The sequence below is a fragment of the Niastella vici genome (assembly GCF_002077945.1).
Lineage (GTDB): Bacteria > Bacteroidota > Bacteroidia > Chitinophagales > Chitinophagaceae > Niastella > Niastella vici.
In genome coordinates this window covers 1-20,334 of the sequence record NZ_LVYD01000059.1, presented here as the reverse complement: position 1 = coordinate 20,334, position 20,334 = coordinate 1, and the positions used below count along the sequence as shown (strand labels likewise).

Here is a 20,334-nt window from a genome sequence, read left to right as displayed (position 1 = left end):
GTTACAGGGGGATTTCCAAATTCCGGCCCTGAAACCTGAATCCTGCAACCTGGAACGCTATATTATTTACTTGTAATGTGTTATATACAATAATTGTGTCTCCTTACGTTATAACGTTCGAAATTTTACTATTATATTTACTTCTGCCATTTATTTTGGGCCTGAATTAGGTAGATTTGAAACAATAAAAATACGTCTGAGTGAGAGAAGGACTATTTATAAAGAAAAATATTGATAAGTGGAGGAAGTACCAATATGAAGCAAGCACCGACCCTGATGAGATGGCGCAGGAGTTCACCGAGCTGGTTAATGACCTTGGTTATTCCAAAACTTTTTATCCGCACAGCAAGGTAACACAGTACCTGAACGACCTCGCTTCACGCATTTACCTGAATATTTACAAGAATAAGCGGGAAGAAACCTCCCGTATTGGCCGTTTTTTCAAAACGGAATTACCACTTACTGTTCGCAAACACCACCGGGAGATCCTGTACGCCTTTCTCATTTTTATCGGTTTTGCGATCATGGCGGCTTTTTCGGCCGCCCATGATGAAACATTTGTGCGGGGCGTATTGGGCGATGGGTATGTTGAAATGACCGAAGATAATATCAGCAAGGGCGATCCGTTTGGCGTGTACAAGCAAAGTAACCCGGCCAGTATGTTCGCGTACATTGCGTTGAACAATATTTATATTTCGTTCCAGGTATTTGTATGGGGTTTATTCCTGGGCCTGGGCAGTGTATATGAATTGTTCATTAATGGTGTGATGGTAGGTTCTTTTCAATATTATTTTTTTGCCAAGAACCTGGGCTGGCCATCGGTGCTGGTGATCTGGATACATGGTACGCTGGAGATCTCGGCCATTATTTTATCGGGCGCCGCCGGTTTAATTGTAGGGAACAGCATTCTGTTCCCCGGTTCGCATAAACGGTTGCATTCCCTGATGCATGGTGCAAAGGACGGGTTGAAATTAATGATCGCACTGGTCCCTATATTATTGGTAGCTGCCTTCCTCGAAGGGTTTGTTACCCGGTATTCATACTCCTCCATGCCCCGTTGGGTAAGCATCCTGATACTGGCCGCCTCCTTTTCTTTCATTATGTGGTATTTTGTATGGTATCCCATACAGGTACAACGTAAAACAAAAGCCGAAAAAGCCGTTGAATAAATTATTTGCCCAATTAATGAATTATTTCGCTTCATACCGGTCATTGTATCCCACCGCAAAAACCTTCAGGTTGGTGCTGTGCCTGGTTGCCCTGCTTTCCTGTTCACCATTGATACATGCGCAGGTTGATGACCCTGTTGTTGATACAACGGTCACGGTTGAAGATGCGCCCGTTGCAGATAGCAAAGAAGAAGATTATGGTGAAAAGATCCGTACGGTGCTTAATAATCCACCCGAGTTGCGCAAGGTGCCCGATTCTACGGTGAACAGTTTGCAAAAGCAGAAAGATTTTGCCTATGCCAACGATCCCGAATACTGGGCCCATGAACAGGAGCGCCAGGCCGAGACCCGTTCAAGCAGCAACAATAAAAGTTTCTGGGATTACTTTAATGGTTTCTTTGCCGGTAAAACCATCAGGACCATTACCTATGGCATCCTGATCGCGTTTTTCCTGTTTGTTATATACCGCATAATCGTTGTGAACAAGCTGTTCCTGTTCTATAGCGGCAAAAAAGCGAAAGCTACAGAATCGGATGAAGCAATCGATATTGCAGACGATAACCTCGATGAAAAAATACAAAAAGCGGTGGCTGCCAAAGAACATCGCCTGGCAGTGCGGTTTATGTACCTGAAAGCTTTGCAGCGGCTGAACGATAAACAATGGATCCGCTATCATGCCGATGGTACAAACCACGAATATGTAAGTCAGATGAGCGGGCATAAGCTGGCCACCGAATTTGGTTTTCTTACCCGGGTATATGATTATATGTGGTATGGTGAGTTTTCAGTTACAGAAGAACAGTTTGAAATAGTACAAAAAAATTTCAACCACTTTTACAACGCAGTGAATCCTTGAAACTAATAATACGATATCGTTTTTTGATTGGGCTGGTGGTGTTGGCTGGTCTTATAGCCGGTTGCGGTTCGGGAAGAAAAAGCCTGAATAAGCGGGTAACGCTTTGGCGCAGTGATAAAATACCCTATGGTACCTATTACGCATATGAGAACCTGCAGTCTATTTTTCCCGGCGCCTCTGTGGTGATCAACAAACGGTCGCCCGACAGGTATAAGTCTTATAGCTTAAAGAACCTGACCGATGATGCCGATAGCGTGACGTATGACGATGAAAAAACCACTAATATCATTGTGTCAACGCAGGTAATACCCGATGACGATGAGGTGGCCGCCATACTGGGCATGGTAGCCAGGGGGCAACATGTTTTTATTTCTTCTTTGCGCATTGGTGAAACGCTGCTCGACAGCCTGCATTTAAAAACGGCATTTTATACCAGCGCTTATAATACTGATGATTCATTGACGGTGAGTGTCAATAACCCCGAGACCAACGATTCCCTGGCGTTCTCATATCCCGGTTTTGCACTGGATAATTATTTTGTGTCGGTTGATTCATCTATTGCAGCAGTATTGGGGAAAGATCAATATGGCCGGCCCAATTTTGTACAGTTCAATTATGAAGGCGGCGGCTCTTTATTCATTCACCTGGCGCCGGTAGCGTTTTCCAATTTCTTTTTATTACACAAGAATAACAAGGCCTATTACGATAACGTATTATCCTACCTGCCAAAGAACAGCGAAGTGGTGCGGTGGGATGAATATTTCAGGTACCATACTTCGGGCGGTGACCATGGCAGCGAAAAAGAGGGGAAGGGGCTTTTTGGCGCCGGCAGCTGGCTTGGCAAACAACCGGGCCTTTCAAAGGCTATGTGGTTATTGCTGTTACTGATGGCATTCATTTATGCATTTGAAAGCAAACGCAAACAACGCATTATACCGGTCATTCAGCCGTTGAAGAACGCCTCGGTTGATTTTGTAAAGACCATTGGCCGCCTGTATTTTCAGCGGCGCGATAACAAGAACCTGGCGCAAAAGATGACCGTGCATTTTCAGGACCATGTGCGCAGCAAATACGGCATACGCGCCTCGCTCAATGATCCGGAATTTGAAAAACGGCTGGCCTGGAAAACCGGGTACGATAGCAACGCTATTAAAGACCTGCTGTATTACATGAATATGTTGCAGGATGAGCCTGAGGTAAGCGAGGAAGGATTGCTTGAACTGAACCGTAAATTGGAGCATTTTTATAAATACGCATAATACATGGAAAACTTTTTCGATGTCAGGACCGATCTCAGCACATTGCAACAATCGGTACACACCTTAAAACTGGAAATTGGCAAAGTGATCGTTGGGCAGGAACAAATGGTGGAACTATTGCTGGCCGCCGTATTAGCCGACGGACATGTTCTTATTGAAGGTGTGCCGGGCGTGGCCAAAACCCTTACTGCCAAATTGCTGAGCAAAAGCATTTCGGTTGGTTTTTCACGTATCCAGTTCACCCCCGATCTGATGCCCAGTGACGTAATTGGTACTTCTATATTCAACCCCAAGGATTCTACCTTTCAGTTCAATAAAGGACCCATCTTCAGTAATATCGTGCTTATTGATGAAATCAACCGCGCCCCGGCCAAAACCCAGGCGGCGTTGTTTGAAGTGATGGAAGAACGGCAGGTAACTGTTGACGGTCATTCGTACCTGTTATCGAGCCCGTTCATGGTGGTGGCTACGCAAAACCCCATTGAACAGGAGGGAACCTATCACCTGCCCGAAGCGCAGTTAGACCGCTTTCTGTTCAAGATAAATGTTTCGTATCCTTCTGCCGAACAGGAGTTCCGCATTGTGCTGCAGCATCACCAGCAAAACCTGAACGAAATGATCGGCAAGGTAACAACGGTGCTGTCGGCCGCGCAAATACAGGAGCTGCGCAACCAGGTACGTACCATTCATGTGGAAGAAAAGCTGATCAATTTTATTACCACCATCGTAGCCAATACGCGTAACCACAAATCAATTTACCTGGGCGCTTCACCACGTGCATCGATCGGTATTTTGAATGGCGCCAAAGCGCTGGCTTCCATGCGGGGCCGCGATTTCGTTACGCCCGATGATATCATTCACATTATTCCGCCGGTGCTACGTCACCGTATTGTGTTAACGCCTGAAAAAGAAATGGAGGGGGCGTCTACCGATGATGTTATTCAACAGATTGTAACAAGTATTGAGGTGCCGAGGTAAATCAGTTACCAGTTGCCGGGTACCAGTTACCAGGACTGAAAACAAGGACAGCTTGATTATTGGTGGGAATGCTGAAATTTAGGGACCCGGCAACCGGGATCCGGTAACCGGGAACAGCAACATTCATGATTGACCATTTACGATTCACGAAAGAATGAAGTTTTACAAAAGATACATATTACCACTTTACTTCGGCCGGCGTTTTTACTGGTCGTTCGTGGCCGTTATATTATTGTATGTGCTGTCGTACAACTGGCCCGTGCTGTACCCGGTGGCCCAGGTGAGCCTGTGGTTCTTTGTGGCCATGGTATTGCTTGATTTTTCATTGGTTTTCCTGCGTAAGGAAGGTCTGAACATTGAACGGATCGTAAGCGACCGGTTCAGCAATGGCGATATCAATAAAGTACAACTCAGCATTACCAACCTGTTCCATTTCCGCATACAGATAAAGGTCATCGATGAAATACCTGTGCAGTTTCAGCAACGCGATTTCTCGGTAAGCGGTGTGCTGAACAGTGAAGAAACCAAAAACATCGAATACAACCTGCGTCCGGTTGAACGGGGTGAATACATTTTTAACGATACCAATGTGTTTGTAAAAAGCCCGTTGGGACTGGTAGTGCGCCGTATAAAGAACGAAGGCGAACAAATGGTAAAAGTGCTGCCTTCATATTTACCCCTGCGTCAGTTTGAATTAATGGCCTATTCCAATAACCTGGCCGAGGCGGGCAGCCGCAAGATCAGGAAATTAGGGCATAGCCTTGAGTTTGAACAGATCAAGGAATATGTTACGGGCGATGACATTCGCAGTTTAAACTGGAAGGCTACCGCGCGCAAGGGCGGGCAGCTGATGGTAAATAATTATACCGATGAACGCAGCCAGCAGGTGTATTGTGTTATTGATAAAGGCCGGGTGATGAAGATGCCATTCGAAGGCATGACCCTGCTCGATTATGCCATCAATGCCACATTGATATTATCAAGAGTGGCGTTAATAAAGCAGGACCGCGCCGGACTGGTAACTTTTGCCGAGAATATCGGTCATTTTTTACCGGCCGACCGCAAGGCCGCGCAAATGGGCAGCATTCTGGAAACGCTGTACAATCAGCAGACAAAATTCCTGGAAAGTGATTTTGAAAAGCTGTATGCGCATATCCGTACACGCATTTCACAACGCAGCCTCATTGTGTTGTTCACCAATTTTGAATCGTTATCGGGTTTGCAACGGCAATTGCCCTATATACGCCATATTGCCCGTAATCACCTGGTGCTGGTGGTGTTTTTCGAGAATACCGAACTGCGCCAGCTTACCGACGAGCCCGCAGAAGATATTGAAACGCTGTATACAAAAACCATTGCCGAAAAGTTTGTGTATGAAAAGCGTTTGATCGTAAAAGAACTGCAGCAACACGGCATTTTCACCATTTTAACCGCGCCGCAAAACCTTACGGTGAATACTGTTAACAAATATTTAGAATTGAAGGCGCGACAGGCGATCTGATCTGCAGAAGCGACGGGTGGGCAGGTTTCGGATCCGTAAGTTTAAATGCTCGCATTTTTAAATTAGCTTCGCGCCAAATGCAACAGGCGCCTATAAATTTTTTTGAGGAAGGACAGGTTTTATTGATCAATAAACCGCTTGAGTGGACTTCCTTTGACGTTGTTCGAAAGATCCGGAATACTATTAAAATAAAGAAGGTTGGGCATGCCGGTACCCTCGATCCGCTGGCCACCGGTTTGCTTATTTTATGCACCGGTAAATTCACCAAGCGCATCAATGAATACATGGCGCAGGAAAAAGAATATACCGGCACTATTACCTTTGGCGCCACCACACCCACCTACGACCTCGAAAGTGAACCGCAGGATTTGAAGGATTACAGCACCATTACACGCGAACAATTGCAAGCCATTGCCCAACAGTTTACGGGCGAGCAGTTGCAGGTTCCACCCATGCATTCGGCCATAAAAAAAGATGGCAAACGGGTGTATGAGCTGGCCCGTAAAGGCCAAACCATTGAGCTGGAACCCCGCAGGATCGTAATAAAAGAATTTGAGTTCACGGCTATTGAGCTGCCCGTTGTTCATTTCAGGGTAGTTTGTTCAACCGGCACGTATATTCGCAGTTTGGCCAATGATGTGGGCAGGACCGCAGGTTGCGGAGCCTATCTCAGCAGCCTTTGCCGTACGCGAATCGGGGCATTTACCCTTGACCAATCGATGACGATGGAACGGGCGCTGGAATGGGTAAAGGAAATGAAAAATGAGGGATAAGAAATTAGAACGGATGGCCTATTCCCAGTTGAAACTGCCCATTCAGGATCCTTATATCATGAAGCCACCCATCGCTTAAATTGGCATAAAGCGGGTCCTTGATCTTATAGGCCCAGTCGAGCCGGATGAGGAAGAAATCAAAATCGAACCGCAAACTGCTGCCGGCGCCAATGGCCAGGTCTTTATACAGGCGGCTGAGTTTGAAAGAGGCCTCCGGCACCTTGGTATTGGTACCCGGGTAAAATTCAGTACTCCAGATATTCCCCATATCAACAAACAACGCACTGTTCACTTTTATACCGGCAATGGTAGTAATATTAAAACGGTATTCGGTGTTGAACTCAAGCTGCATTTTCCCGAAACGGTCAATGCCGCTGGTGTCGGGGTACAGGCTCGATGAACCGGGCCCTAACCGCCTGATGGGCCATGCCCGCATGCTGTACGGACCGCCGGCTGTAAAGGCTTTGAAGAAAGGCAGGTTATTTTCGTTGACGATATTTCCAAACGAATCTTTGGTTTTCCCATACACCAGGCCATAACCCGCAAATGCCCGGAATGCCCAGGAAGCATGGGGATGATTGATATAATGTTTAAACTCACCGTCCAGTTTTACAAACCGCGCCAGGGAGCCCTCTTCCAGCCGTTTTATGAATCCGACCAGCGCACCGCTCGATTCTATCCGCGCCCGCAGCACGGAAAGCTTATTGTTTTTTTCAACCCCGGTGCTCATGCTGAGCACCTGGCTCATGATAAGCCCGTTGTTAAAGGCATACCGGTATGAGCTGATCTTGTTCTCAAGGTGTCGCAGGCTATCGGTCTTTAATACATCGGTATATTCATAATTTAAGGGGATCCATTGCCAGGTCTTCCGCCATCTTTGCCCTACCAGGTCCTGATCTTCCCGGCGGCGGCCCTTTACCCATTCATAGCCCCAGGAGGCGTTGAACGAGCGGGATTTGAACAGCAGCAGCCTGTCGGTATAGGCGGTATTCAGGTTTAACAGCGTGCGCGGGTTAATGAGGCTGTCGGTCTTTATTTTAAAGGGCGTAATAAACCGGGGAAAGCTGATGGTATGTGCCAGGCTTGCCTGCAGGGTTTGAATGAACTGTGATCCCAACTCAATGCCGAACCGGGCACTGGTCACTGTTTGAATGGCTTCGTGATAGGCATTCCGGTTCAACAGGCGGCCGTTCAACCCTACACCGAACAACTGACCGGTGGTGAGGATGTCGCTTACGTTGCGGCTGGCCTCCAGCGACACGTTCAGGTTTTGTTTGGGAGCTGGGTACAGCCGCAGTTTTGCATCAAGCGTGGGCCTGCTGCTGTCGAACCGTTCTACCATTTCCACTTCTACGTTCGACCAGGCGCCGAGGCTCGTAAAGTTATTGATGGTGCGAAAATAGCGCCGTTGTATATACAATGAACCCGGCCTGAGGTAAACGTTATTGGCCAAAAAAGGCAGTTTAAAACGCCGGGAATTATAAATAAAGGTGTATCCTTTCAACGTGGCGGTATCATGCAGCTTCGGATCAAATTCTTCCTGGTAACTGGCATCGGGGAACACGGTCACACTCCCGATATAATATTTTTTCAACCGGCTGCTGTCTTTTACCGGGTGTTGTTTGAACACTACGTTGATGGTGGGGTTCTCTCTTTTCTTCCGTAACGAATCAAGCAACTTGATCTGTTCAAACGGATCGAGGGTAGGGTCAATCAAAGCGGCTACCACGGTATCCACTTCGGCATAAATATCTTCTTTATTCAACTTGTAATAGCCATTGTTCTTGAATACCGTCAGCAACCTGTCCATTTCGTCTGATACCTTTTGCAGGGTATAAGGTTCGGTCTTTTTCAGCCCCGATTTGTCTTGCTGGCGCAGGGCCAGCCGTTGCAGTTCGGGGTCGCGGAAGGCATAACCAATGGAATCGAGGCGCAATACCTTGCCGGGGGTAACGGTGAACTTTATGTGGGTGCGGTATTGCTTGTATACGGTATCTATATGAAAGGTGTCGCGTATTTCAGGATAAAAATACCCCAGCGAGTGCAGCAGGGCGGTCATAAAAACGCGGGAACGGTCGATATTGGCCGTATCAAAAACCGGCGGTTTCAGTATTTCGCGGCGTACTCCGGCGTAAGAAATAACGCGGATCTTCAGGCTGTCGTCGAGCTGGTTCTGCAACCGTTCCAGCAGCTGCGGCTTATCGGGCACATTGCCCTTTATATCAATGATCGTCTTGTAAACAAAGGGTTTGCCTTGCTGGAATTTTCTGGGAACTGTGCAGGAAATTATCGACGCCAAAACGAAAGCGCAATACGCTGTCCAGTGAACCAATCTAAATGCAGTAACTTGCCGGGCTAAAGACATATTTTGTTTAAACAGAATGCAATGTTGATTAAATCTCAGGTCAAATATATTCAAAGTTTGAGCCACAAAAAATTGAGAGATAGCGAAGGGGTGTTTGTTGCCGAGGGTCCGAAGCTAATTAACGAATTATTAAGTGCCCGCTTGCCGGTACTGCAATTGTATGCCGTTAAAGAATGGATTGAAGGGCAGCACCAGCAACTGGCCGTTGCGGTAACCGAAATTTCTGCATCAGAACTGGAACGGATATCCTTATTGCAAACGCCCAACCAGGTGCTGGGTATTTTTAAAAAACCAGTATTTACTGCGAACAGGCCTGAACGAAATACACTTTCCCTGATGCTCGATACCATTCAGGACCCGGGGAATTTGGGTACTATCATCCGTTGTGCCGACTGGTTTGGCATATCGCAGATCTTCTGCAGCCCCGATTGTGCCGATGCCTATAACCCCAAAGTGGTGCAGGCTACCATGGGCAGTATTGCGCGGGTACAGGTGGCCTATGGTTCTTTGACCGAATGGCTGATGCAGGCTAAGGGTTTGCCGGCCTACGCGGCCGTATTGAATGGAACCGATCTGCGCCAGCAGCCAGCCATTAAAGAAGGTATTATTATTATAGGTAATGAATCAAAAGGCATCAGTGCCGAAGTACTGGCCCTGTGCAGTAACCGCATCACCATTCCGCGCCATGGGCAGGCTGAATCATTAAATGCAGCGGTTGCGACGGGAATAATTCTTTCGCATATTATATAGTTGCAGGTTCCCGGTTACCAGTTTCCGGTTACCAGGACCTAAATTTCAGTATTCCTGCAGGTAATTATGCTTTTCATGTTTTCTGCCTGGTAACTGGCGACCGGTAACTGAATTCTATTCCTTCTTCACCACTATCCTTTGTGTGGCGTCCATCAGCACATCGTCGAACATTTTTTTGATCTCCGCATAGGCGGCGGCCGGAATTTTATGCTGTTTCAGGGTAAGGGATGCGGTGGAGTACACTGCTTTTTCCGATTCATTGTACCAGTATTTGGTGCTGTACGTAGCATATGTGCAGGACAGCTCGGTTGGCTTAGGCAGTGCTTCTACAGAGGCGCCGGCCGGCAGCTTGAAAATAGTGGTGTCTATAAGAATATACGGGTGGTGAAAATAATAATCCAGTTTCCGGTTCTCATATTTGGGCAATTGCGTTCTACAGAATTTATATAACCGGGGCGCCAGGAACATTTTGTTGCCGGCCCTGAACTCCGGAATTTTCTCTATGGCCATGTTCAGCACCGTTGTATACTGGCCTGTACTGTCTTTTTTTACATATTCAAAATCGTCGGGTTGTTTAAAACCATAGCCATAAACGAAGGCTTCCTTCTGGTCGTCTTTCTTTTCACTCAGCAATACGTTCAGATGCTTTTTGTATTCACCAGTGGGCGTAAAAATGGAGGTGGTTTGGCCTGAACCGTCTTCGGCCAGGTTTACGGTTGTGGTAACCACGAGCCGGTTATCGCCCGACTGGCTAACTGGTGTTGGCACCAGGGCGCCGCCTTCATCGGTGATGAGCAGGGCATTCCGGTTCTCGGTAAATGTACTCAGCACGTCAAAGTCGGCCAACGAACTGGTACACTCGAGCCAGATGGAATCTTTGGGTTGTGGTACGCACAGGATGACATGGTCGAATGAAAAGTCGGAAGGGAAATCCTTGTCAACCGGCTCGCTGTTGTAGCCGCTGTTGATGATGGCCACATAACTTTTTATGTCAACCGCTTTCAGGGCGGCCCGCATATAATTGCTGAGGGCTTTACAGTCGCCGTATTTTTTCTTGTCGGTAAAATCGGCCGAGAAGGGTTTTAAGCCCCCTACACCCAATTGAATACTCACATACCTGAAATTCTTTTGCAGGTAATCATAGATCAGTTTTACTTTTTCGCGGTCGTTAGCGGCATCTTTAACCAGGTTTTTGAAGAAGAGCTTTCTGTCTTCGGGCAACTCATCGAGGCCCTGGTACAATTTACCGATCCATTCTCCAAAGGTTTTCCACGAGGTTAATTCACCCTCATTGCCAAAATAGGAGAAATGATTTGGCGCCAGCAATATGCATGGATACCGGCTGCCATTCTCCACGGCGCCTTCTTCATCTTCAATGGGCGGCAGGTTGGCGACCGACCATTTATACAACCGGTAGCCGCCGTCATCAGTGATCTGGGGCGCCAGTTTGATATTTTTCTCTTTATACCGCAGGTCCATGTCTTTAGGCACTTTTACGGTATAGCTCGATTTCATGACGCCCTGGCCAGGCGTAATGATGTCATAAGTGGGAAGTGTGAGGGTTGTTTTGAGTTTTTGCTCATATTCAATTTCGACCGTAAGCGGGTAGGTGGGGGCGGCTGCATCGATACCGGTTACAAAACCATCAGCGATCAATCCTTCGCCATAGGCATAGGTGCGCATATCTTTTTTCTTATACCTGACCAGTTGCCGGCCAAACAGGTCATATAAAGTTATACTGGCATCGTCAAGCGAAACCAGTTTAGATGAATATTTCCAGAAGGAAAGTTGCGACCGCCCTTTTTCATTTTGAATTTGCAGTATTTTATGCACTTTAAGGATGACCTTGTCAACATCCGATACTTCAACTTCAATATCTTCTAACCGCTTAATAACATTGGCATCTTTCTTCACTGCTTCGGGCACCATGGGCAGATCGAACAGGCCTACCTGGGCCTGCAGGCTCTCCAATGAATACAAAGCGGCTATGACCAGTAAACACTTTTTCATCTGCGTATATTATTTTTTATTTGGCCAGATGGCCGTTTCATCATATTAAGCTTTTTTCTTTATTGCGATCTGTTCGCTCAGGATCGCAAACAACTGCTTATAAAATTCCTTAAAATCGGGGTATTCCTGGGTGGTAAAATACGGTTTATTAAAGTCAAGTGTTACCCGTACCGACAACTGGTTGTTCTCGGCTACCAGGCGCCGTGTTATGGAAATACTGGTATCGGGCATTATCATTCGCATATTCTTGGGCAGGGTCTCAAAAGCATAGCCGGGAGGAATAGTAAAATTGGCAACGATGCTGTAGTTCTGGTTCACGCCAAAGAACACATCTGAGAACCGGGTATCGGCCACAAAAGGATTGTTCTCTAACCGGGTGAACAGGTTGGTTGAAAAGAAAGCGTATTCGCCTGAACTGCTTACCGGTATTTTGAAATGCACTTTTTGCACCAGGGGCATGGAGTCGGCGTCGAGGTTTTCAAATTCCAGACTGTCGACTGTGGCTCCCTGCATATCAGCCCTGAAATATTTTTCCAGGAATTGTTTTTTATCTTTTCTGGCTTCTTCAATACGCTCCACGCGGGCATAATCGTAGCTGTACAGGGAAGCGTTCCCGTTCATAATGCCGCTTTCGTTGATAGCGCCCTGCACCACCACTACATTCCTTGAAATGGTTTTGTCGTTCCAGATGGGCTTCCAACCCCATTCAAAGGTTTCGGGTTTTTCAATGACCAGTCCTTCTGAATACATCACGTCCATGGGAATTAAATAAGAAGGCGTATTTTTTTCTGTGGCATCCAGTATATAGATCTTTTCACCTATCTCTACGTAGGCCAGTACCTTATTGAATTGACTTACATCGGCAACGGAAGATTGCACTATGCCATGTTCGCGGGTGCTTACCAGCAGGGCGTGGGCCTTCAGTCCGGCATCTTTCAGCAGGTTCACCAGTATCAGGTTGATCTCTCCACTGGTACCTTTTCTGTCTTTCCAGGCGGCTTTAACCCCATTTAATGCCCAGATATTACTGTACCCGTTCCATTCCATATTCTTACGAACGTAGGAATGAATGGTTGTCATTCTATAATAAGGATCGGTGATGTTCTTCAATTGTTCATCCAGATCGGCTGTACGGGGAATATTCCTTTTCAGCTGCACCCCAAAACCTTCATCTTCCATCAATGTTTTGATACGCTCGGGCCAGGTCTTGATGAGGCTTTCGCGGTGGGTGGGGAAATTAACGGCCAGGAACCTGAGCTCAAGGCGTTGCAGATAATCTTTGTCGCAGCTGATATAGGGTTCGTCGCGCAGGGCCGGAATGTTCTTCATGGAATAGATCTGGATACTGCGGGTACCCTTCGACTCTCTTTTGCTTTCGAGCGGCAACACGCAAAGCGGGGTGGCATACACTTCAATTTCATTGGGGAAATCGATGCGGTAGCGGCTGTATTTTACCGGTATGCTGCGTTGAAAGAACCAGTTTTCCAGATCAAAGGTGGCCCAGGTTTGCGTCCATTTATATTCAATGATGCTGCCCGCTTTTACTTCCGGAAAGGTGAATACCTGTTCCGACTTATATTTATCGATGGTCTTTTCGTAAATGAGCTGCTTCTCCACTTTAGTGGTAACTATATTGCCCGATGCATCGAGGTTATAGGTTTGGGCGGTCAGGTTCTTGATGTATTCAAGATTGTGATACCTGGTATAGCGCAGGTGAACATTGGCCTTGTCTTTCCCTTTATCTTTCAGGATCTTGATGCGAATGTGCCGTTCAAATATCATACTGCTGCTAAAGGCCGACAGATCACAATACAGTTCGCCTACATCGAACAACACCATTGCTTCGGCTTTAGTGTCAAAATCGCAATCTTTCATTTCAAGATCGGCTTTTTCAACTTTCCCGAAAGCCGGAACATCGCTGTTACCTTTTTGGGCAAACGAAGCCAGGCTAATAGCCAGGCAGGCAAGCAGGGTGATTACTTTGGTCATATGGTAAATGTATTAGGGTTTAATTTTTCAAAGGTCGATAGCCGTTATTCCTTCTTTTTCAGTACGACCTGCTCATTCATGATGCCGGCCATTTTTTTATAGAAATCCTTTACGTAATCATATTCATCGGCAGTGAATACGCTTCGGGTGGTGGCTATCGTATATTTCACCTGCAGCAAATTGTCCTTCACATTGAGTATACGGGTGAGGGTAATGCTGGTGTCGGGCATGATCATACGGATATTCCGGGGCAGGCTTTCTACTTTCAGCGATTCGGGCAGCTCAATGGCCTCTACCACTGTATGTGATTGCAAACACCCGTAATCGATATTGGTGAACCTGATATCAGAGATGAACGGGTTTTTGGCAATGCCGCTGAACAGGTTCAGGTTGATCAGTTTATAATCGCCGCTTACGGTAGGTGGAATAGAAAAACCGAATTGTTGTTCCAATGGCATGGAATCGTTGTCGAGGTTATGCATCACCAGGCTGTCCATTTTCAATCCGGCCTGGTAAACGGTATAATATTTCTCCCTGAAATTATCCCGGTCGCGTTCCCAGGCGCGCACACGGGTAAGCCGGGCGTATTCATTACTTAAAATGAGGGCCTGGCCGGTCATGGCGCCGCTTTCGTCTATGCGGGCATGTATGCTTACGGTGTTCTGGTCTTTTTTCTCCGTTTCGGTTAAGGTTATAATGCCGCCTTTCTTACGGTTCACTACAAATGCTTTGGTATTGATGACCGGGAAGGGGATCATAAAGGGTGGGGTGTAGGGACCTGCGGCATCAAGCACATATTTGTTGTCGCCAATAAGCACATAGGCCATCACTTTATTGAACTGGTCAATAAAAGGATACTCGGGGTTTACTTTACCATGGCCGCGTTCGCTCACCAGTAAAGGATATACTTCCAGACCGGCCTCTTTAAGCAGGTTAATGAGCAGCAGGTTGATATCGCCGCTGCTGCCTTTCTTTTTTTCCCAGGCTTCCTTAACGCCGTCAACGGCGCCTATGCCGCCAAACCCGTTCCAGTTGATATTCTTATAAACAAAATTGTAGATGGCGGCCATTTTCTCAAACGGCACCGGCATTGCTTTTACTTTGTTCATCCAGGCATCATCGACCGGGATGTTCTTGTTCAGCTGCAGGCCAAAGGAGGAATGCCCCATTACTTCGCGGGTTACTTCGGCCCAGGTGGTCATGTACTTGGTGGTACCGCCAAAAACGCCCTGGTAGCCCGATAGCTGAAATTCCACGTGTTGCAGGTAATCTTTTTCCGCATCCATAAACGGTTCATCGCGTAAACCGGCTATGTTGTTCATTTCAAAATATATTCTGCCCGAGCCTTTTTCCTGTTTTACTACAATGGGCAGCTGCTCGCTTTTGAATACCCGGTAGGCAAATTCATAATTCGGCATTACTGCCAACGAAAAATGGCTGTGCATTACAGGCAGTTCGCGCTGGAAGTACCAATCGTCGAGGTAATTATAATTTTTTGCGGTGGAAACATATTTGTATTCAATGATGCTGCCGGGCTGCACATCGGGCATGGGAATTTTTACCACCGACCACTGCTCGTTTATTTTTTGCCGGTAAATAGCCGAGGTTGGAACCTTTTTGATATCGGGAATGGTACCGTTATTGGTGTAATTGCAGGTGTATGCTTCAATGTCGTTGATGTACTGGATATCGTCTTTGTGCCGGTAGTGAATAGCGATATCGCCGTATTTGGTGCCCTTTTGTTTCAGGATCTTTATTCTTATACGCCGGGTAACAATAAGGTTATACTGATCGTTGTGATCGGCCGAAGCTTCATCAAAGATCACTACCGCATCAGCTTCTTTATCGAAGGGGCATTCGGTCAGCGATCTTTCCTCTGGGGTGATCACGCCAAATTCAGGCAAGGTAGTTTGTGCCGCACACAGATTTACTATTGCAAGCAATAACCAGCTACAAACAAAGCGTTTCATGTACAGGAGCTTTAAGCAATAAATGGTTACGAATATCAAATAAAGAACAAGTAAGGCCATGACGTCTTTTACGCTGGCGGCTTATTCATTATTCTTATTCTTAAATTGGTATAAACGTTGTCTGATTCGTTTATTCCCTGGTCCCTGATTTTGTAAATTTATTCGTTCAAATGAGCCAGCCGGTTTAGCTTTGTTGAAAGTACCTAAAGGGTATGCAGCCCAACCAGCAATTGTGAAATTACGTATCGCTTTTTGCCCCGACGGCTGTTCAGTGGCATAAGCCGAAGTTGGCAACCTGAAATAAAGAGTGGATATGCTCAGTAAACAGTGAGTGGCAGGGTTTCATATGGGTATTATTAATTTATGCAAGTATAATAAAAAAAGGAACCATATTCATCAGGTAGGATAAAAGCAAGTATAATATGTTAGTGAAAAATGCCGGTATGTTGATCTTTTCTATGGCCCTGGCTGTGGTGGGGCTGGGCCAGCAGGCTCCCAAAGGAGCCAAAAAGGAGAATGCCTCAAAGTCGGAAACTACTTATAATCATTTAGATAACACGCTGTTATGGAAAATTAGCGGGAATGGCCTTACCCGGTCGTGCTACCTTTTTGGCACCATGCACGTGTTGTGTGCCGATGATGCCACGTTGAGCGATACCCTGAAAATGGCAATAAAATATGCCGACCAGATCTATTTTGAGCTCGATATGGACAACCTGGGCGAAATGCTGGGCGCCATGAAATACCTGCGCATGAACGATGGCAAAAAATTGTCGGAACTGCTCACAAAAGAGGAATACGCCAGGGTAGAAGATTATTTTAAGAACCATGCTGTTCCCCTGCCATTAAGCATGATGAGCCGGTTCAAGCCCTATTTCATCAGCAGCCTTATTGGCGAACAAATGATGAACTGTGAACAAAAGAACGGAATGGAAGAGCTGATCATGCGCGAAAGCAAGCAATACCACAAGGAAATAAAGGGGTTGGAAACGACCGAGTTCCAGGCTTCCATTTTCGACAGCATCCCCTATGAAAAGCAGGCGAAAGACCTGGTAAATTATATCGACAGCATTGAAAGCTATAAACAGGTGACCCTGGAAATGGTAGAGGTTTACCGCAAGCAGGATCTGGAACGCATGGATTCGCTGATGCATAAAAGCGATCCCGGGATGGATGAATACATGGACATTCTTTTATATGGCCGCAACCGCCATTGGGTACAACAAATGCCGGCGATCATGAAAGATCATTGCATTTTATTTGCCGTAGGGGCAGGTCATTTACCCGGCGAACAGGGCGTTATCAATCTGCTGCGGAAGATGGGTTATAAAGTGACGCCGATGGGGAATGTAAGCAGGAAAGCAGAAACAGAATCATTATAAGGATTGATTGTTTATTGTTTGTAGCTACAATTAACGATGCCATGCAGAACACCATCACGGTACGCCAGCAACTGACCTATAAAGAATTCCTGAATGCCATGTTGTATGCCTTCTTCATCAGCAGGCGGGTGAGAAGGTATTTCGGGTTTATGCTCATCATTTCGTGTGCGAGTAACTTGCTGGGATTTTTGACCACGTCCAAATTTTCTTTCACACTTCAGGATGCCGCGTTCATTGTATTTTTCATTGGCTCTTTGGCCCTGGCAGGAATGCTCGCCCTGCTGATCATAACCTGGTGGGTATACCAAAAGCGACCCGACCTGTTCAATAATGTACTATACCAGTTTTCGCATTGGGGTATTACCAGGGAAGGGCCCAATACCAATTTTTCAAAACCCTGGCGCGAGATTGACCGGTTCAGAGAGTCGAAGCAGTTCTTTCTGATATATGTTTCCAGGTTTGATGTACATATTATTCAGAAAAAAATGATCGGCGACGTGGAGCGGATAAATATTTTCAGAAGTATGCTGGAGGCGAATGTTGGTGGGAAGTGAAATTAACTGAGTTGATAAAAATTACGCATAAAATATAAAAGGATCACCAGTTACAAACCGGTGATCCTTTTTATCTTTTAGTAAATTAGAATTGCTCTAAACCACTGAAGAAGAAATTACCTTCAATAGCTGCATTCTCATCGCTGTCGCTGCCATGAACGGCATTTTCGCCAACGGAAGTAGCAAATAATTTACGGATGGTACCGGCTTCGGCCTGGGCGGGGTTGGTAGCACCGATCAGGGTACGAAATGCAGCCACCGCATTGGGTTTTTCCAGAATGGCGGCAATAATAACACCACTGCTCATAAACTCAACCAGCTCGCCATAAAAAGGACGCGCTGCATGCACAGCATAGAACTCACCGGCTTTCTCCTTGCTTAATTTGGTCATTTTCAACGACACAACGCGAAAACCCTCTTTAATGATCCGGTCTAAGATTGCACCGGCATGCCCGTTTTTCATGGCGTCGGGCTTGATCATAGTAAACGTGCGGTTACTCATACTAATCTTCTATTTTGGCCGCAAAAGTAAGGGAAGTTTTTAAGTTCCAAATTCAAAGTTCAATTATGCGGGAGCCCCCATTGATTCAGGCTGCCCCAACCCCGGTAGAGGCCTCCGGGGGAACCGGGAACTTAAAACTTAGAACTGTTTTGGCATTTGGACTTTATTTCCGCAACTTTGCTGCCGTTTCATGAAACCTATACAAGACATATATTCCCTTTTAGCCACCCCACGCAATGTGGTGATTACCACGCATCAGAAACCTGATGCCGATGCCATGGGGAGCTCCCTGGCCATGTACCATTTCCTGACCTCGTTCGGCCACTCTGTAACCGTAGTTTCGCCCACCAACTGGGCCAAATGGCTCGACTGGATGCCTGGCGCCGCCAATGTGATAGACTATGAATTACAGCGCGACAGGGGAGAAGCTGCCCTGAAACAGGCCCAATGGGTGTTTTGCCTCGACTTTAATGTGCTGGTACGCACCAAGCACATGGCAAATTCCATTCGCCAGGGTAACTATGACCGAATTTTGATCGATCATCACCAGCAGCCCGAGATCGGGGTTTTTACCTGGGGTGTCAGCAATACCGGCAAAAGCAGCACCTGCGAAATGGTGTATGATTTTATTGTCGGTTCAGGCCATAGCGACCGCATTACGCCCGCTATTGCAGATTGCCTGTATGCCGGGGTTATGACCGATACCGGCTCGTTCCGTTTTCCTTCGGCCAGCGCCGCCGTGCACCGCATGGTTGCCGACCTCAAGGACCGCGGCCTGCAACATACCCTGGTGCATGAGAACATTTATGATAATTTCCTGGAAAACAGGCTCCGCTTTATCGGGCACATTCTGTTGCACCGGATGGACCTGTTCTATGAATACAATACTGCGCTGATCTACATTCCCAAAAAAGACCTGTTGCGTTATGAGATCAAGACCGGCGATACCGAAGGACTGGTGAATTATCCCCTGAGCATTCAGGGCATTAAACTGGCTGCCCTGGTAATTGACCGCGATGAAGAACGTAAATGGAGTTTCCGCAGCAAGGGTGATTTTGACGTGAATACATTTGCGCGAACTTATTTTGAAGGGGGCGGGCATTATAATGCCGCCGGTGGCCGCAGCAGCGATTCGCTTGAAGTAACCGTTCAGCATTTCATTGACGCAATGAAAGAAAACGAATTGCAATTACAATAAATTTTTATTTAAATAATCAGATGAAAAAAACAACTCTTTTCTTAAGTGCCCTTTCGGTGCTGTTTTTGGCAAGCGCCTGTAAAAACAGCGGGTTCAAAAAAACAAAAAGCGGCTTGATGTATAAGATCATTTCATCAGGCAGCGGTTCGCTGGTAAAAAGGGGTGATGTTATAAAACTTTCTTACGTACATAAATTAAGGGATTCTGTACTGGGCAGCTCTGCCGATCAAATGCCTTTTTATGCAAAGGTCGACAGCGTAGGTCCTGTTTACGATCCTCAGGAGATCTTCACCATGTTGCGCAAAGGCGACAGTGCGGTGGTTATCCGTTTGGCCGACAGCCTGGCAAAAAAACAGGGTATGTTACCTGAATTCATCAAACCAAAGGATAAACTGATCTTATCATTTAAAGTGTTGGAAGTATTCACTGCCGACAGCCTGGCCCAAAAAGACCAGATGGCTGAAATGCAGCAGGCACAGGCTCGTCAAAAAGTGAAATTCGAAAGCCTGAAAGGACCTAAAGTAAAAGAGATCGAAGACTACCTCGCTAAAAACAATATCAAAACCCAAAAGGCGCCCCAAGGTACTTTTGTTGAAGTAAAAGACCCGGGTAACGGCCCTCAGGTTGATTCCGGTAAATATTGCTCAATCCGCTATACCGGTAAATCATTCCCTTCTATGAAAGTGTTTGAAAGCAATATGGAAGGCGGAAAACCACCATTTGATGTAACCATCGGAACTCATGCGGTTATTCCTGGTTGGGATGAAGGCCTGAAGTTCTTCAAAAAAGGTGGAAAAGGTACTCTGTACATTCCTTACTTCCAGGCTTATGGTGCACAACCTGGTCCTGGCGGTGTTCAGTACGAGAATCTCGTGTTTGATGTTGAAGTGGTGAACGTAAGCGATTCAGCTCCAAAACAACCGGCTATGCCAATGCCGCCACCTCAGGCACAGGGACAACCCCAGCCTCAACAACACCAGGGTCATTAATACCCCCGAAGGGAAAACATAATAAAAAAGGGTATGCTATTTAATAGCATACCTTTTTTATTGGTGCGCCCGGCACGGGCGCAAACTCT

At 46.5% G+C, this 20,334-nt stretch carries 16 protein-coding genes; 11 read left to right on the top strand and 5 right to left on the bottom strand.

From position 1 onward, the window contains the following. Positions 1-200: 200 nt before the first annotated feature. The 6 genes from A3860_RS27220 to truB all read left to right on the top strand — a co-directional run bounded on the left by A3860_RS27220 (position 201) and on the right by truB (position 6,536). The gene (locus A3860_RS27220; protein WP_081152398.1) at positions 201-1,169 is read left to right on the top strand and encodes a stage II sporulation protein M; all 969 of its coding nucleotides are present in this window, start codon (positions 201-203) and stop codon (positions 1,167-1,169) included. Between the two features lie 16 nt (positions 1,170-1,185). Continuing rightward, a complete protein-coding gene (locus tag A3860_RS27215) occupies positions 1,186-2,025 on the top strand; it encodes a DUF4129 domain-containing protein (RefSeq protein ID WP_143774284.1) in 840 nt (279 codons plus the stop codon). Then, positions 2,022-3,284: a DUF4350 domain-containing protein gene (locus A3860_RS27210; RefSeq protein WP_143774283.1), complete on the top strand. Its 1,263-nt coding sequence runs from the start codon at positions 2,022-2,024 to the stop codon at positions 3,282-3,284. The genes A3860_RS27215 and A3860_RS27210 overlap by 4 nt, the downstream gene beginning before the upstream one ends. A gap of 3 nt (positions 3,285-3,287) precedes the next feature. Further along, positions 3,288-4,262: an AAA family ATPase gene (locus A3860_RS27205; RefSeq protein ID WP_081152389.1), complete on the top strand. Its 975-nt coding sequence runs from the start codon at positions 3,288-3,290 to the stop codon at positions 4,260-4,262. Positions 4,263-4,416: 154 nt separating this feature from the next. After that, entirely contained in the window at positions 4,417-5,763 is a 1,347-nt protein-coding gene (locus A3860_RS27200) for a DUF58 domain-containing protein (protein ID WP_081152386.1), read from the top strand. A 77-nt stretch (positions 5,764-5,840) separates the two neighbouring features. Further along, positions 5,841-6,536, top strand: a complete 696-nt coding sequence (gene truB, locus A3860_RS27195) for a tRNA pseudouridine(55) synthase TruB (RefSeq protein WP_081152383.1) — start codon at positions 5,841-5,843, stop codon at positions 6,534-6,536. Positions 6,537-6,540: 4 nt separating this feature from the next. On the opposite strand, the gene A3860_RS27190 is transcribed toward truB, so the two are convergent. Beyond that, positions 6,541-8,835, bottom strand: a complete 2,295-nt coding sequence (locus A3860_RS27190; RefSeq protein ID WP_158085373.1) for a BamA/TamA family outer membrane protein — start codon at positions 8,833-8,835, stop codon at positions 6,541-6,543. Between the two features lie 87 nt (positions 8,836-8,922). Here A3860_RS27190 and A3860_RS27185 point away from each other — a divergent pair, with 87 nt between their 5' ends. Then, positions 8,923-9,651, top strand: coding sequence for a TrmH family RNA methyltransferase (locus A3860_RS27185; RefSeq protein WP_081152378.1), 729 nt, complete (start codon positions 8,923-8,925; stop codon positions 9,649-9,651). Positions 9,652-9,765: 114 nt separating this feature from the next. Here the strand turns inward: A3860_RS27185 and A3860_RS27180 are convergent, their stop codons facing one another. Genes A3860_RS27180 through A3860_RS27170 form a run of 3 tightly spaced genes read right to left on the bottom strand, consistent with a single transcriptional unit; the run spans position 9,766 to position 15,620 of the window. Continuing rightward, positions 9,766-11,661 carry a DUF3857 domain-containing protein gene (locus A3860_RS27180; protein WP_081152375.1) on the bottom strand — a complete coding sequence of 632 codons (1,896 nt, stop codon included), beginning with the start codon at positions 11,659-11,661 and terminating at the stop codon, positions 9,766-9,768. 45 nt (positions 11,662-11,706) lie between these two features. Next, the gene (locus tag A3860_RS27175) at positions 11,707-13,650 is read right to left on the bottom strand and encodes a DUF3857 domain-containing protein (protein WP_081152372.1); all 1,944 of its coding nucleotides are present in this window, start codon (positions 13,648-13,650) and stop codon (positions 11,707-11,709) included. A 44-nt stretch (positions 13,651-13,694) separates the two neighbouring features. Beyond that, positions 13,695-15,620: a DUF3857 domain-containing protein gene (locus A3860_RS27170; RefSeq protein ID WP_158085372.1), complete on the bottom strand. Its 1,926-nt coding sequence runs from the start codon at positions 15,618-15,620 to the stop codon at positions 13,695-13,697. 422 nt (positions 15,621-16,042) lie between these two features. Between A3860_RS27170 and A3860_RS27165 the strand changes: the two genes are divergently transcribed. Both A3860_RS27165 and A3860_RS27160 read left to right on the top strand, forming a co-directional pair. Further along, positions 16,043-17,002 carry a TraB/GumN family protein gene (locus A3860_RS27165; protein ID WP_081152366.1) on the top strand — a complete coding sequence of 320 codons (960 nt, stop codon included), beginning with the start codon at positions 16,043-16,045 and terminating at the stop codon, positions 17,000-17,002. A 41-nt stretch (positions 17,003-17,043) separates the two neighbouring features. Next, positions 17,044-17,556 carry a YcxB family protein gene (locus A3860_RS27160; RefSeq protein WP_143774282.1) on the top strand — a complete coding sequence of 171 codons (513 nt, stop codon included), beginning with the start codon at positions 17,044-17,046 and terminating at the stop codon, positions 17,554-17,556. 85 nt (positions 17,557-17,641) lie between these two features. Here A3860_RS27160 and A3860_RS27155 read toward each other — a convergent pair whose 3' ends face one another. Next, positions 17,642-18,058, bottom strand: coding sequence for a nucleoside-diphosphate kinase (locus A3860_RS27155; protein WP_081152360.1), 417 nt, complete (start codon positions 18,056-18,058; stop codon positions 17,642-17,644). 190 nt (positions 18,059-18,248) lie between these two features. Between A3860_RS27155 and A3860_RS27145 the strand changes: the two genes are divergently transcribed. After that, complete coding sequence (locus A3860_RS27145; protein WP_081152355.1) at positions 18,249-19,256, top strand: DHH family phosphoesterase; 1,008 nt, start codon at positions 18,249-18,251, stop codon at positions 19,254-19,256. A gap of 20 nt (positions 19,257-19,276) precedes the next feature. Further along, positions 19,277-20,245 (top strand): FKBP-type peptidyl-prolyl cis-trans isomerase, encoded by a 969-nt coding sequence (locus A3860_RS27140; protein WP_081152352.1) that lies wholly within the window; start codon positions 19,277-19,279, stop codon positions 20,243-20,245. The last annotated feature ends 89 nt before the right edge of the window (positions 20,246-20,334 follow it).

Coding starts and splice junctions, on each gene's coding strand:
- A3860_RS27215 (WP_143774284.1), top strand. CDS start 1,186: ATGAATTATTTCGCTTCATACCGGTCATTGTATCCCACCGCAAAAACC.
- A3860_RS27205 (WP_081152389.1), top strand. CDS start 3,288: ATGGAAAACTTTTTCGATGTCAGGACCGATCTCAGCACATTGCAACAA.
- A3860_RS27200 (WP_081152386.1), top strand. CDS start 4,417: ATGAAGTTTTACAAAAGATACATATTACCACTTTACTTCGGCCGGCGT.
- truB (WP_081152383.1), top strand. CDS start 5,841: ATGCAACAGGCGCCTATAAATTTTTTTGAGGAAGGACAGGTTTTATTG.
- A3860_RS27185 (WP_081152378.1), top strand. CDS start 8,923: ATGTTGATTAAATCTCAGGTCAAATATATTCAAAGTTTGAGCCACAAA.
- A3860_RS27180 (WP_081152375.1), bottom strand. CDS start 11,661: ATGAAAAAGTGTTTACTGGTCATAGCCGCTTTGTATTCATTGGAGAGC.
- A3860_RS27175 (WP_081152372.1), bottom strand. CDS start 13,650: ATGACCAAAGTAATCACCCTGCTTGCCTGCCTGGCTATTAGCCTGGCT.
- A3860_RS27170 (WP_158085372.1), bottom strand. CDS start 15,620: ATGAAACGCTTTGTTTGTAGCTGGTTATTGCTTGCAATAGTAAATCTG.
- A3860_RS27165 (WP_081152366.1), top strand. CDS start 16,043: ATGTTAGTGAAAAATGCCGGTATGTTGATCTTTTCTATGGCCCTGGCT.
- A3860_RS27160 (WP_143774282.1), top strand. CDS start 17,044: ATGCAGAACACCATCACGGTACGCCAGCAACTGACCTATAAAGAATTC.
- A3860_RS27155 (WP_081152360.1), bottom strand. CDS start 18,058: ATGAGTAACCGCACGTTTACTATGATCAAGCCCGACGCCATGAAAAAC.
- A3860_RS27145 (WP_081152355.1), top strand. CDS start 18,249: ATGAAACCTATACAAGACATATATTCCCTTTTAGCCACCCCACGCAAT.
- A3860_RS27140 (WP_081152352.1), top strand. CDS start 19,277: ATGAAAAAAACAACTCTTTTCTTAAGTGCCCTTTCGGTGCTGTTTTTG.